Here is a 12,777-nt window from a genome sequence, read left to right as displayed (position 1 = left end):
GGCTCCGTTCGGGCGGGGGGCTAGAGGACCTTCGAGAGGAAGGCTCGGGTGCGGTCATGGCTGGGGGCACCCAGGACGACCTCGGGCGGCCCGCTCTCGACCACGACGCCCTGGTCCATGAACACGACCTGGTCGCCGACCTGTCGGGCGAAACCGAGCTCGTGGGTCACGACCACCATCGTCATCCCGGCCTCGGCCAACGACTTCATGACGTCGAGCACCTCGCCGACCAGCTCGGGGTCGAGGGCGGACGTGGGCTCGTCGAAGAGCATCAGCTTCGGCCTCATCGCCAGCGCCCGGGCGATGGCGACCCGCTGCTGCTGACCACCCGAGAGCTGCTGCGGGTAGGCGCTGCCGCGATCGCCCAGCCCCACCCGCGCGAGCAGCTCGAGCGCCTCGGCGGTGACCTCGTCCCGCGGGCGTCGAAGGACGTTCACCGGAGCCGCCACGATGTTCTCCAGCGCGGTCAGGTGCGGGAACAGGTTGAAGCGCTGGAACACCATGCCGGCATCGATGCGGGATCGTGCGGTCTGGCGCTCCTTCATCTCATGGAGGCGGCCGTTCCGCTCGGCGTAGCCCACCAGCTGCCCGTCGACGGAGAGCCGACCGGCGTCGACCTTCTCGAGATGGTTGATGCAGCGCAGGAAGGTCGTCTTCCCCGAGCCGGAGGGGCCGATCAGGCAGGTCACGGATCCACGCTCGACAGTGAGGTCGACGCCCTTGAGGATCTGCGTGTCGCCGAAGGCCTTGCGGACCCCGACCGCTTCCACCATGGGGGTGCTCATCGTGCGAATCCCTTCCAGGCGCGGCGAGCCCGTGAGGGCGAGGTGTCGAACCCTCGGCCGTAGCGCCGTTCGAGCCTGGTCTGGAAGAAGGTCAGGACGGTGGTCATGGCGAGGTACCACAGGCTGGCGACGATGAGCAGTGCGATCGTCTGGTAGTTCTCCGAGTAGATGATCTGGGCCTGGTAGAGCAGGTCGGCGATCGCGATGACGCTGACGAGCGAGGTGCTCTTGAGCATCGAGATGACCTGGTTGCCGGTGGGCGGCAGCACCACCCGCATGGCCTGCGGCAGGATGACGAGCCGCATCCGCTGCTGGCCGTTCATCCCCAGCGCCCGGCCGGCGTCGTACTGACCGGAGTCCACCGACTGGATCCCACCGCGGATGATCTCGGCCATGTATGCCGCCTCGTTCAGCGAGAGGCCCACGACGGCGGCAACCAGCGGCGTGATCAGGGAGTTCGCGGAGGCGATCTCCCACGACGGGCCGGACGGGATGCCGATGGAGATGGTCGGGTAGAGGGCGGCGATGTTGTACCAGAAGACCAGCTGCACCAGCAGTGGCGTTCCCCGGAAGAACCAGATGTAGCCCCGGCTCACCGTGCTGACGATCGGGTTGGCCGAGAGGCGCATGATGGCCAGCCCCGTGCCGAGGACGATCCCCACGGCCTCGGCGACCACGGTGAGCACGACGGTGAGACCGGCACCCTCGAGGATCGGGCGCGCGAAGAGGTACGACAGCACGACGTCCCAGTGGTAGCCGGGGTTCTCGGCGATGTCCCACCCCACGCCCACGGCCGACACCAGCAGGAGCAGGCCGATCGCGGTGCGCACCGGGTGCCGCAGGGGTACCACTGTCGGCACCTCCTGCGCCGGGCCCGACACGCTGTCGACAACGCCGGCGGCGACTTGTTCGCGCATGACTTCCTCCTACTGCGCGAAGTTGACGCGGGCGTCGTGGAGGGCGGCGGACTCGAGCCCGTAGGTGCCCAGGGCCTGCTGGTACGCCGGGGTCGTGATCACGGAGCTCAGGGCTGCCGCCACGGCCTTGACGAGTCCGGAGGACTTCGGCATGCCCACGCCCACCGGCGCGAGCTCGAAGGTGGACGCGACGGCGATCGCGGGGCTCTGCTTGGCGGCGTAGCTGAGGATCGGCGAGTCCGCGAGCACGGCCTCCTGCCGTCCGCTGGTGAGGGCCGAGACCGCCTGACGCGTGTCCTGGTACTGGGCCGTCCTGATCGCAGGCTTACCGGCTGCCGAGCAGGCCTTGTCGAGGGTCGGCACGTCGACCGTCAGCTGGTAGGAACCGGTGAGCACTCCGACTCCCTTGCCGCACAACGAGTTCTGGTCGAGCTTCAGGGGGTTGCCCTTCGGGACTGCCACCGAGGTGCCGATCTGCATGTAGTCGACGAAGTCGAGCACCTTCATCCGCTCAGCGGTGGGGGTCATCGACGAGACGGTCAGGTCGTACCGCCCTGCGGCGATCCCGGGGATGATCTGGTCGAAGTTCACGACCTTGATCTCCACCGTGACCCCGAGGGCCTGCCCGATCAGGCGCGCCAGGTCCGGGTTGATCCCGGTCATCTCCTTGGTGCCGGCGCGGTAGAACTGGACCGGCGGCTCGTTGGTCGGGATCGCGACGCGGAGCGTCTTGCTCGCCTTGATGGAGGACGGCAGGAGCCCTGCGGCCGAGGCGTCGACTGCAAGGGTGGGGCCCGCGGTGGCGGGGTGTGCGTCCGCCGTGGCGGTGCCGCCCGGACCACAGGCGGTCAGCAGCAGCGCGCTCAGGGCGGCCGCGATCGAGCCGATGGAGCCGATCGAGCCGATGGAGCTCATCGAGCTCATCGAGCCGATCGACCTGCGGCGCCTGGCCGAGCCGGGCAGGGTCGACGTGTTCATGCGGTGCTCCTCTCGCCCGCGGAGCCGGTACGGACCCGTGGGGTGTCGACGAGTGGGCGGTCCACTCGCGCTGGGGTGGGGGTGACGACGTCGCCGCGGTGCCTGAGCAGCTCAGGACCTCTCGCGCGGAGCTCGTCGATCGTCGTGACGCCGAGCAGCGCCATGGTGCGAGTCATCTCCTCGCGGAAGAGGCGCAGGACGTGGGCCACGCCCGCCTCTCCGGCCACGGACAAGCCATAGAGGTACGGCCGGCCGATCGAGCAGGCGGTGGCACCGAGCGCGATCGCCTTGACCACGTCGGAGCCGCGCCGGATTCCTCCGTCGACGATGAGCTCGACCCGACCGGCGGTCGCCCGGACGATCTCCGGGAGGACGTCGAGGGGGGAAGCCATGTGGTCGAGCTGGCGCCCGCCGTGGTTGCTGACCTGGATCGCGTCGATGCCGAGGTCGGCGGCCCTGACGGCGTCGGCCGCGTTCACACACCCCTTGAGGACGATGGGACCGGCCCAGCGGTCCCTGAGCTCGGCGAGGTCGGTCCAGTCCGTGGGTTCGTAGCTGCCCGCGAGGAGGGTGCGCCACATGGCCGGTGAGCTGGCCAGTGGACCCTCGGGAATCGTGGCGTCGAGGTTAGGGAAGGCGATCGCGTCCTGTCTCAGGAAGCCCACGCTCCACGCGGGGTGCAGGGCACCCTCCACCAGCGTCCGCGGCTTGATCGACGGGGGTGCGGTGAAACCGTTGCGGTAGTCGCGTTCACGGTGCCCGATGGCCCGACAGTCGACATTGACGAGCAGGGCCTCGTAGCCGGACCGCGAAACCCGGTCCAGAACGGCCTGGAGGGCGACCTTGTCCCTCGTGGGCTCGAGGTTGAACCACCGCCGCAGGCCGGGGGTCCCCGCACTGACCGACTCCATGGTGGTGGTGCTGAGGTGTGCCAGGCCGTAGGGGATCCCCGCGTCACGGGCAGCGCGGGCGGCCCCGATCTCGCCGTCACGGTGGAAGAGCCGCGTGCCGCCGGTCGGGGAGAGCGTGAGCGGCAGGGCGACCGGGCCACCCAGGAGCCGTGAGCCCAGGTCGAGGTCAGCCACCGAGCCCCAGCGGGGCACGAACGTCCAGTCGTCGAAGGAGGTGCGGTTGCGCCGCAGGGACACCTCGTCCTCGGCGCCACCCTCGAGGTAGTCGAAGACGCTGCGGGGCAGTCGACGGCCGGCAGCGCGCCCCATGTCCTCGACGCTGAAGTACTTGCGGGACAGGCGTTCCGACCGCGTGGTCGGGGGGCCCTGCACCGTGACCAGTGCCCTGATGTCGCTGAGTCTCACACTGCCTCCGTCCTCGCCGATCCGGGTTGGGTCCAGATCGTGTCCCAGACGAGCGACTCAGGTCATGGAGGAAAGAACAGAAGAACGGCGGCGCGCTGGTGATAACGTCCAAGCGTGGACCAGGCCCCTGAGCCGACACGTGCCGACGCCCCCGATGCAGCCGCTGCAATCGATGCAGCCGCTGCAACCGGTGCGCCCGACGCGCAGGTCGTCCGCCTTGCCGACTTCATCGAGCTCACGCATGCCGAGCTCCTGCACGCCAATCCCACGACCGACACCCTCGAGCACCGGGTCTCCGACGTCCTCATGTACGACCCGCTGGACGACTGGACCAACAGCGACGACCGCATCATCCTCGCGGTGGGCATCGCGGTCGGCACGCCGGACTTCGACCAGCTGCTGCACCGGGCGGCCAACAGCAACGCAGCGGCCGTCGTCGTGAAGGCCCACGGCGCCTCGGTCGAGCAGCTCCGCGAGGCAGGTGTCCGCCACAGCCTCGCCGTGCTCGTCGCCCCCGACTCGGCCGACTGGTCGCGCCTGGCGACTGTCGCCAGGGCCTCGGTGACCGGGGCTGCAGCGGACTCGGTCTCCGGTGCCCGGCTCGGCGACCTCTATGCCTTCGCCAACACCATCGCGTCGATCACGGACGGTGCCGTCAGCATCGTCGACCCGCGTGGGCAGATCCTGGGTTACTCCACGCTCCCTGGTCAGGAGATCGACGAGCTGCGCAGGGCGACCACCCTGGCCCTCCGGGAGACCACCCCTCCGGCGTTCGACGACGACTACAAGGTGGTCTACGCCTCCCCCCGAGCGGTCCACATCCCGCTGCACGAGGGTGGTTCCGACCGGCTCGCCCTGGCGGTCCGAGCCGGTGGTGAGCTGCTGGGGTCCGTGTGGGTCATCGACCCGGCAGGGGACCAGCGGGCGGCAGCGCTCGACGCCCTCGACCGGATCGCTCCGCTGATCGGGTTGCACATGCTCCACGCGCGGTCGGCGGCCGACTTCGGCGAGCGACGCAACGGCGACCTCCTGAGGACCCTCATGGAGGATCCCGCGCACGCCGCCTTCGCAGCGGCCCAGCTGGGCCTGCGCCCGGGAGGCGGCCTTGCGGTCGCGGCGTTCTCGGTCGTGCGGCCCGAGCCGGCGCGGCTCGACCTGGCGCGGGAGACGCACCGGCTCCTCCACCTGGTCTCCACGGTGTGCGACGTCTACGTCACCCAGAGCACCACGGCGCTCATCGAGTCGACCGTGTATGCCGTCCTCACCGGATCCGGGGAGGGCGCCCGTGCCAGACACCGTCGCGTCGTGCAGGAGGTCGCGTCCCACGCCCACACCATCAGCTCGTTCCCCATGGTCGCGGCGGTGGGGAGCATCGCGACGTCGGTCGACGCCCTCCCGAAGTCCAGGAGGGAGGCGATGGACACGCTCGCGTACCTGTGGAACCGGACGTCGGCACCCGCAGGCGCTCCGGCGGTCGGGCCAGTGGCGCTCTTCGAGGACCACCGCATACCCCTCAACATCCTCAAGGTCCACGAGTTCATCACCGACCACGAGCTCGGCGAGGGTGACGCGGTCGAGACGATCAGCGCGCACGACCGCCGGCACCAGACGGACTACCTCCAGACCCTGCGCGCGTACTGCTCGACGAACGGCAACATCTCTGCCATGGCGGACGCCCTCCACGTGCACAAGAACACCGTCCGCTACCGCTTGACCCGACTCGTCGACGAGTTCCACGTGGACCTCGACGACCCCCACGTCCGGCTCTGGCTCTCCCTCCGCGTAGCCACCGGCGATCTGGCGGACGAGGTCGACAGCCCGGCCTGACCCTCATGGACCGCGCCGTCGCCTCGACGTCGGCGCTGGGGGCGAAATGTCGCGGATATGCGGAAAGACCCCTGACTTCTTGGTCCAGGGACCAACAACCGCAGGCCATTTCCGTACGAGTGCCCAAGGTGTGGCGCCGGCCGCGATGTCATCCTCGTCGTGCGCCGATCGACGGCAGCAGGCAACAGGTGGCTCGACCACTCGGGGCTGTTGACCAGTCACTCCCGGCCCGGCTCAGCCAGGGTCCGCGAGCACCGCCCCACGTGACCGACCACCTGAGCAGCACCTGGAGCCATACCGCCATGCCCGCCTACGCACACCCCTGGGCCGATGCCCTCTCTCGGCACGATGCACCTTCTCGGCCCGATGCGCCTGCTCACCCGTCGAGCCGGCCCCTGCCCTCCGACGCGCCCCTGCCCTCCGACGCGCCGCTGCTGGCCGCCGCCCGCAACGGTGACACCCGAGCCGTTGCCGAGCTGTACTCCCGTCACCACGCGGCCCTGACCCGGATGGCGCGGCGCCGCGCCTTCCCCGACTACTCCGCCCAGGACCTGGTCTCCGAAGCCTTCGCCAAGATGCTCCACGCGCTGGCGACCGGGCACGGACCCGACGACAACGCGCTGGCCTACCTGGCCGTGACCGTCCGCAACCTGTCCGTCGCGCACATCCGGCGGCGCAGCCACCGCTACGCGCCGTCGGTCGCCGCGGACGAGACGCTGCTCGCAGTTCCCGACCCGCGTCCCGGAGTGGACCACGAGGTCCTCACCCAGGAGCGGCACGACGAGATGCGCGCCGCCCTCAACAGCCTGCCTCCCCGCTGGCGGGAGGTGCTGCTGCTCACCCACGTCCAGGAGCTCAGCGTCGCCGAGGCCGCACACCGGCTCGGCACGACCCCCACGGGCTTGAGGGCCTTGTCCTACCGCGCACGTCGAGCACTGCGTACCGCCTATGCGGCCCAGACGCAGAGCCACCTGCCCGCCGACGTGGGCTGACGCATGTCGGGCGGGTCGCAACCGGACCAGGCCGATGTCGTTGGACAGCAATGTCGTTGAATGGACGCATGGCAGAACAGCTGGCAGCCCAGCGTCCCTATCGGGTCACCGTCGTCTGCACCGGCAACATCTGCCGCTCCCCGATGGGTGAGTTCGTGCTGCGCGAGCGTTTTGAGCGGGCCGGCCTCGGGGACGCCGTCGTCGTCGACTCGGCGGGCACGCACTCGTGGGAGGTCGGCAGCCCGGCCGACCCGCGCACCCTGGCGGTGCTCGCCCGCAACGGCCACGACGACTTCGGGGGACGTGACCACGTTGCCCGACGGTTCGAGGCATCCTGGTTGCCGCACGTCGACCTCGTCCTGGCCGCAGACGCGGGGCACCTGCGTGAGCTGACCAGGCTCGCCCGCACCGAGGAGCAGCGAGCCAAGCTCAGGCTGTTCCGCTCGTTCGACCCGGATGCGGAGCGATCGGGGGTACTCGACATGGACGACCCCTGGTACGGCGACGACTCGGCGTTCGACCAGACGTACGCCGAGGTGGTCGCGGCCGCCGACGGCGTCGTGGAGCACGTCCGCCGCCAGCTCGTCGCGCGGAATAGTTGAATATCGAACTAGTGTTGTGCGGGCATGACCATGACCAGCAGGACCAGCATGACCAGCACTCCCTTCATTCTCCGGCTCGAGTGGGCTCGCGGCCTGGTCGACGCCGGTGACTACGGCGCCGCGGCCATCGCGTTGAAGGAGCTGGTCGACGAGTCCGACGCGACCGAGACCGTGCACGGCACGGCCGAGCTCCGAACCCTGCTGGCTCGTGCCTACTTCGGCTCCGCCCAGCTGGGGCGTGCCGAGGCGGTGGTGCGGGGACTCGTCGAGGACGCCCCCGACGACGGCTACCTCCACCTCCTGCTCGGACGCACCCTGCAGCGTCAGTCGCAGCACGAGCAGGCCCGGCGGCACCTCGCGCTGGCCCAGGTCCTGGGCGACTACGAGCGACCTGCGGCCTACGGTGAGTCCACCACCATGCCGACCAGCTGAGGGATGCCATGACCGACTACGGGCAGGACCTGCAGTTCGGGATCTTCCCGAGCCCTGACGCCACCGCTGCCGACCTGACCCTCGAGCTCAGCGAAGCCGCCGACGTCGGCGGCCTGGACCTCGTCACGATCCAGGACCACCCGTACCAGGCCAGGCACCTCGACGCCTGGACCCTGCTGACGGTCATCGCCGCGCGTACGACTTCGGTCCGCGTCGCCCTGAACGTCGCCAACCTGCCGTTGCGGCCACCGGTCGTGCTGGCCCGCAGCGTCGCGACCCTGGACCGGCTCAGCGGCGGACGCGTCGAGCTGGGCCTCGGCGCGGGTGCCTTCTGGGACGCCATCGTCGCCGCCGGCGGCACCCGCCTGTCCCCGGGTGAGTCGGTCGAGGCGCTGGCAGAGGCGATCGCGGTGATCCGGGAGGTGTGGGCCGGGGCAGGGGCACCGTCCGTGCGGGTGGAGGGGGACCACCACCGCGTCGTGGGCCTGCATCCCGGCCCGGCTCCCGCGCACCCGGTCGAGATCTGGCTGGGTGCCCTCAAGCCGCGGATGCTCCGCCTCACCGGCACCGTGGCCGATGGCTGGCTCCCGAGCATGGGGTATGCCGCGCCGTCGGCTCTGCGGGGCATGAACCAGACCATCGACGACGCGGCCCGCAAGGCCGGTCGCGACCCGGCCGAGATCCGCCGGCTCTACAACATCGGCCCGCGGACCGGCGCCGAACAGCTGGCCGACCTCACGCTGGAGGAGGGGATGAGCACGTTCATCGCGCCGGTGTCCTCCCTGGCGGACGTCCAGCGCTTCGCGACCGAGGTGGCACCTGCCACGCGGGAGCTCGTCGAGGCCGAACGGGCACGGCGGGCCGCCGTGCCCGGCGCGGTGACCACCCGGCATACCCAGGGCGCTGCGACGCCGGCTGCCTCAGGGGCCGGCGCCCACCTCGTCGAGGTGCACGACGGCTTGCGGGCCGAGCTCACCCGGTTGCGCGACATCGTGGAGCAGGTGGTGGCCGGTGAGGAGCAGGCGCACCGCGCACGCAACGCGATCAACGAGCTGACCATGCGGCAGAACAACTGGACGCTCGGGGCCTACTGCGCGCAGTACTGCCGTTTCGTCACGGGACACCACACCCTCGAGGACCGCTCGGTCTTTCCCCACCTGCGACGAAGCGACCCGGCCCTCGCCCCGGTGCTCGACCGGCTGGAGGCCGAGCACCTCGTCATCCACGACGTGCTCGAGCAGCTGGACGACGCCCTCGTCGGCCTGGTGTCGGGAGCCTCAGGGGGCTCGGCGACCGTCGAGCTGCAGCGCGTCGTCGACCGCCTGTCGACGACCCTGCTCGACCACCTGTCCTCCGAGGAGGAGGACCTGGTGCCTGCGCTGGACCGCTACGGGTTCGCCTGACCGGACAGCCCGCCGCGAGGAGCGGTCCGGGCGGCGTCAGCCGGTCAGGCCGCGGTGCCTCTGGTCCACGCCTGCGGCGCCGTACGGGTAGTCGTCCACCTGCGGGGCGCTGACCGCGGACAGCCGCTCGACGTGTTCGCGGCTCAGCTTGAGGTCGGCCGCCGCGAGGTTGTCGCCCAGCTGCTCGACCGTCCGGGCACCGAGGATCACCGAGGTGACGCCCGGCTGTGCCCCGACCCACGCGAGGGCGACCTGTGCGGAGCTCACGTCCAGCTCGGCCGCGACCTGACCGACCGCGTCGATGACGGCCCAGGTGCGCTCTTGGGCGTTACGCGGTCCCCACGCCTCCATGCCGCGGGTCGGGTCGTCGCCGAGCCGGGACTCCCCGGTCGGGGTCGCGTCGCGCTGGTACTTGCCGGTCAACCACCCACCCGCGAGCGGCGACCACGGGAGCAGCCCCAACCCTGCGTCAAGGCAGGCGGGGACGACCTCGTGCTCGATGTCGCGAACCAGCAGGTTGTACTGCGGCTGCAAGGTCACAGGGGCGGTCCACCCGTGCTCGCGGGCCGTGAACACGGCCTTGGTGACCTGCCAGCCGAGGTAGTTCGAGAACCCGTAGTAGGAGATCTTGCCGGCGCCGACCGCGTCGTCGAGGAACCGCAGGGTCTCCTCGACCGGGGTCAGCGCGTCCCAGGCGTGCATCTGGTAGAGGTCGACGTGCTCGACACCGAGCCGGCGCAACGAGTCGTCGAGGGCGCGCCGCAGGTGGCGGCGCGAGAGCCCGAGGTCGTTGGGGCCGTCGCCCATGCCGAAGCGGCCCTTGGTGGCGATCACGACGTTCTTGGCATCCTCGGGGTGGGCCTTGAGCCAGCGGCCGATGATCGCCTCGGACTCACCGTCCTCGGCGTAGACGTCGGCGGTGTCCACGAAGTTGCCACCCGCCTCGACGAACGCCTCGAGGATCGCGCCGGACGTCGCCTCGGAGGCCTCGGCGCCGAAGGTCATGGTGCCGAGGCACTGGGTGGAGACGACGGTGCCGCTGCGGCCGAGGGTGGTGTATCGCATGGTGTTCACCGTATGCCGCCGCTCCCCGGACCGCGCGCCGCGGCAAGACACGTGGCCGGCGACAGCCACCGACCGCGCCGGACCGCGTCCACAGCGCTCTCGCCACTCTGGGAGACTGTCGCCATGGCTTCGCTTGCTGACGCGACCCCTCCCATCGCGCTGGGCGCCCTCGACGGCCGCTACCGCGGTGTGGTGGCTGCTCTCGTCGACCACCTCTCCGAACCGGCACTCAACCGGGAGCGGGTGCGGGTCGAGGTGGAGTGGCTGATCTTCCTCACGACACACCAGGTCGTCCCCGGCGTCCGGGCCCTGACCGACTCGGAACAGCAGCGGCTGCGCCAGGTCGTCGAGGACTTCGGTGCCGACGAGATCGCCGAGCTGGCACAGATCGAGAGCGAGACCCAGCACGACGTCAAGGCCGTCGAGTACTTCCTCAAGCGTCGCCTCACCGCGATCGCCCCGGGTGACGAGGACCGCGGCCTCGCCGAGCTGATCCACTTCTGCTGCACGAGCGAGGACATCAACAACCTGTCCTACGCGCTCATGGTCAAGGGTGCCGTGACCGAGGTCTGGCTGCCCCGGGCCACCCAGCTCGTCGAGTCGGTCGCGACGATGGCGTCCGACCTGCGCGACGTGCCCCTCCTCGCGCACACCCACGGCCAGCCCGCCACGCCGACCACCATGGGCAAGGAGCTGGCGGTGCTGGCCCACCGGCTCGGCCGCCAGCTGCGACGCATCGGTGCAGCGGAGTTCCTCGGCAAGCTCAACGGCGCGACCGGCACCTACGGCGCGCACCTCGCCGCCGTCCCTGATGCCGACTGGCCGACCCTGAGTCGTGAGTTCGTCGAGTCCCTGGGTCTGCAGTGGAACCCGCTCACGACCCAGATCGAGTCGCACGACTGGCAGGCCGAGCTCTACGCCGACATCGCGCGCTTCAACCGGATCCTGCACAACCTGTGCACCGACGTCTGGACCTACATCTCGCTCGGCTACTTCGCCCAGGTCCGCGGCCAGGGCACCGTCGGGTCGAGCACGATGCCGCACAAGGTCAACCCGATCCGCTTCGAGAACGCCGAGGCCAACCTCGAGGTCAGCAACGCACTCCTCGACGTGCTCTCCTCGACCCTCGTCAACAGCCGGCTCCAGCGCGACCTCACCGACTCCTCGATGCAGCGCAACATCGGAGTCGCCTTCGGCCACTCCCTGCTCGCCATCGACAACGCCGCGCGCGGACTGGCCGGGCTCGACGCCGTACCCGCCGCGATGGCTGCCGACCTCGACGCCAACTGGGAGGTCCTCGGCGAGCCGATCCAGTCGGCCATGCGGGCGCTGGGCGCCCAGGGCGTCGCGGGCATGGAGAACCCCTACGAACGCCTCAAGGAGCTCACCCGTGGCCGCCGCATCACCGGCGACGACCTGCGCGAGTTCGTCGCCGGCCTGGGGCTGCCCGACGACGTCGCGAAGCGCCTCGCCGAGCTGACCCCCCAGAGCTACATCGGCGCGGCTCCCGCGCTGGTCGACTACCTCGACTGAACCACCTCGACTGACCCGTATGCCGCGGGGTCACCGCTGGGTGAGCGCGCGGCATACCCCATCGCCTGCAAGGGCGGACCCCGCGGAGGTGACGTGAAGGCTCTCGGTTGGCTCGTGCTGGCACTGGTGTTCGTCGACGAGCTGCTCGCTGCCGCGGCGGCTGCCGTCTGGGGCAGCCACGTCGGCGGGGTGCTGCTCGCGACCACGATGCCCCTCGTCGTGGTCGCGGTGTGGTGGACGTTCGCGTCACCCAAGGCGCCTCGGGGTGGCCCTGTCGTGCGGCCGGTGACCAAGGTGCTCGTGTTCGGGCTGGCTGGTGCCGGGCTGTGGGCGGCGGGACACCACGGCTGGGCGGTGGGGTTCCTGGTCTTCTCGGTCGTGGTGAACGGGCTCGCCCTCCTGCCGTCGATCCAGGCGCTGGTCTCCGAGGCCGACGCGCGGGGCGGACAGTCGGCGTAGCGTCGCCGTCATGGCCGCACGCAAGGCGAAGCTGTCGGACCTCGCTGAGATCGCCCTGTCCCTGCCCGAGGCGGAGGAGGGGAAGTCGTGGGGCAACCCGGCCTACGTGGTGCGGAAGAAGTCGTTCCTGCACTTCCGCGAGCCGCGCCCGGATGCCGTCGACCCCGAGACCGGTGAGCGGATGCAGGACGTGATCATGTTCGTCGTCGCCGACCAGAGCGACAAGGAGGTGCTGGTCGAGGGCGACGGGCCGTGGTTCACGACGCCGCACTTCGACGGCTACAACGCAGTGCTGCTGCGCCAGCGCGACCTCGGCCGGCTGACCCGCGCCGAGCTCGCGGAGGTCATCACGGATGCGTGGGCGGCGAAGGCGCCGAAGAAGCTGGTCGAGTCGTACTTCGGTGAGGCCTGACGTTCCGCTCTCGGCGAAATCCGTTGTGCGGCAATGGTTTTCCCTGTGGATCGCTG

General features: G+C 70.4%; 13 protein-coding genes. 8 read left to right on the top strand and 5 right to left on the bottom strand.

The features are described from left to right. Nucleotides 1–20: 20 nt before the first annotated feature. From AC1DS4_RS16570 to AC1DS4_RS16555, 4 genes are read right to left on the bottom strand one after another with little or no spacing between them, the layout of a single operon-like run. Entirely contained in the window at nt 21–785 is a 765-nt protein-coding gene (locus tag AC1DS4_RS16570) for an amino acid ABC transporter ATP-binding protein (RefSeq protein ID WP_477632941.1), read from the bottom strand. After that, nucleotides 782–1,702, bottom strand: coding sequence for an amino acid ABC transporter permease (locus AC1DS4_RS16565; protein ID WP_477632940.1), 921 nt, complete (start codon nt 1,700–1,702; stop codon nt 782–784). Before AC1DS4_RS16565 ends, AC1DS4_RS16570 begins: the two co-directional genes overlap by 4 nt. A gap of 9 nt (nt 1,703–1,711) precedes the next feature. Then, on the bottom strand, nt 1,712–2,680 hold the full coding sequence (locus AC1DS4_RS16560) for an ABC transporter substrate-binding protein (protein ID WP_477632939.1): 969 nt from the start codon (nt 2,678–2,680) through the stop codon (nt 1,712–1,714). After that, the gene (locus tag AC1DS4_RS16555) at nt 2,677–3,996 is read right to left on the bottom strand and encodes an alpha-hydroxy acid oxidase (protein ID WP_477632938.1); all 1,320 of its coding nucleotides are present in this window, start codon (nt 3,994–3,996) and stop codon (nt 2,677–2,679) included. The genes AC1DS4_RS16560 and AC1DS4_RS16555 overlap by 4 nt, the downstream gene beginning before the upstream one ends. Nucleotides 3,997–4,110: 114 nt before the next feature. Here AC1DS4_RS16555 and AC1DS4_RS16550 point away from each other — a divergent pair, with 114 nt between their 5' ends. From AC1DS4_RS16550 to AC1DS4_RS16530, 5 genes are all read left to right on the top strand, one after another. Further along, nucleotides 4,111–5,823 (top strand): PucR family transcriptional regulator, encoded by a 1,713-nt coding sequence (locus tag AC1DS4_RS16550; RefSeq protein ID WP_477632937.1) that lies wholly within the window; start codon nt 4,111–4,113, stop codon nt 5,821–5,823. Nucleotides 5,824–6,125: 302 nt separating this feature from the next. Next, nucleotides 6,126–6,815 (top strand): RNA polymerase sigma factor, encoded by a 690-nt coding sequence (locus AC1DS4_RS16545; protein WP_477632936.1) that lies wholly within the window; start codon nt 6,126–6,128, stop codon nt 6,813–6,815. 68 nt (nt 6,816–6,883) lie between these two features. Next, the gene (locus AC1DS4_RS16540) at nt 6,884–7,417 is read left to right on the top strand and encodes a low molecular weight protein-tyrosine-phosphatase (protein ID WP_477632935.1); all 534 of its coding nucleotides are present in this window, start codon (nt 6,884–6,886) and stop codon (nt 7,415–7,417) included. Between the two features lie 48 nt (nt 7,418–7,465). Beyond that, complete coding sequence (locus tag AC1DS4_RS16535; protein ID WP_477632934.1) at nt 7,466–7,849, top strand: tetratricopeptide repeat protein; 384 nt, start codon at nt 7,466–7,468, stop codon at nt 7,847–7,849. 8 nt (nt 7,850–7,857) lie between these two features. After that, nucleotides 7,858–9,252 (top strand): LLM class flavin-dependent oxidoreductase, encoded by a 1,395-nt coding sequence (locus tag AC1DS4_RS16530; protein WP_477632933.1) that lies wholly within the window; start codon nt 7,858–7,860, stop codon nt 9,250–9,252. A 36-nt stretch (nt 9,253–9,288) separates the two neighbouring features. Here AC1DS4_RS16530 and AC1DS4_RS16525 read toward each other — a convergent pair whose 3' ends face one another. Continuing rightward, on the bottom strand, nt 9,289–10,317 hold the full coding sequence (locus AC1DS4_RS16525) for an aldo/keto reductase (RefSeq protein ID WP_477632932.1): 1,029 nt from the start codon (nt 10,315–10,317) through the stop codon (nt 9,289–9,291). 123 nt (nt 10,318–10,440) lie between these two features. Here AC1DS4_RS16525 and purB point away from each other — a divergent pair, with 123 nt between their 5' ends. The 3 genes from purB (at nt 10,441) to AC1DS4_RS16510 (ending at nt 12,721) form a co-directional block, all read left to right on the top strand. After that, nucleotides 10,441–11,850, top strand: a complete 1,410-nt coding sequence (gene purB / locus AC1DS4_RS16520; RefSeq protein WP_477632931.1) for an adenylosuccinate lyase — start codon at nt 10,441–10,443, stop codon at nt 11,848–11,850. A gap of 93 nt (nt 11,851–11,943) precedes the next feature. Beyond that, on the top strand, nt 11,944–12,309 hold the full coding sequence (locus AC1DS4_RS16515) for a YrdB family protein (RefSeq protein WP_477632930.1): 366 nt from the start codon (nt 11,944–11,946) through the stop codon (nt 12,307–12,309). 10 nt (nt 12,310–12,319) lie between these two features. Next, nucleotides 12,320–12,721 (top strand): MmcQ/YjbR family DNA-binding protein, encoded by a 402-nt coding sequence (locus AC1DS4_RS16510; RefSeq protein ID WP_477632929.1) that lies wholly within the window; start codon nt 12,320–12,322, stop codon nt 12,719–12,721. Nucleotides 12,722–12,777: the final 56 nt, after the last annotated feature.

This window comes from Pedococcus sp. P3_C7 (assembly GCF_056402615.1).
Note: the sequence above shows the minus strand (reverse complement) of the source record. Positions and strands in the feature narration are given on the sequence as shown.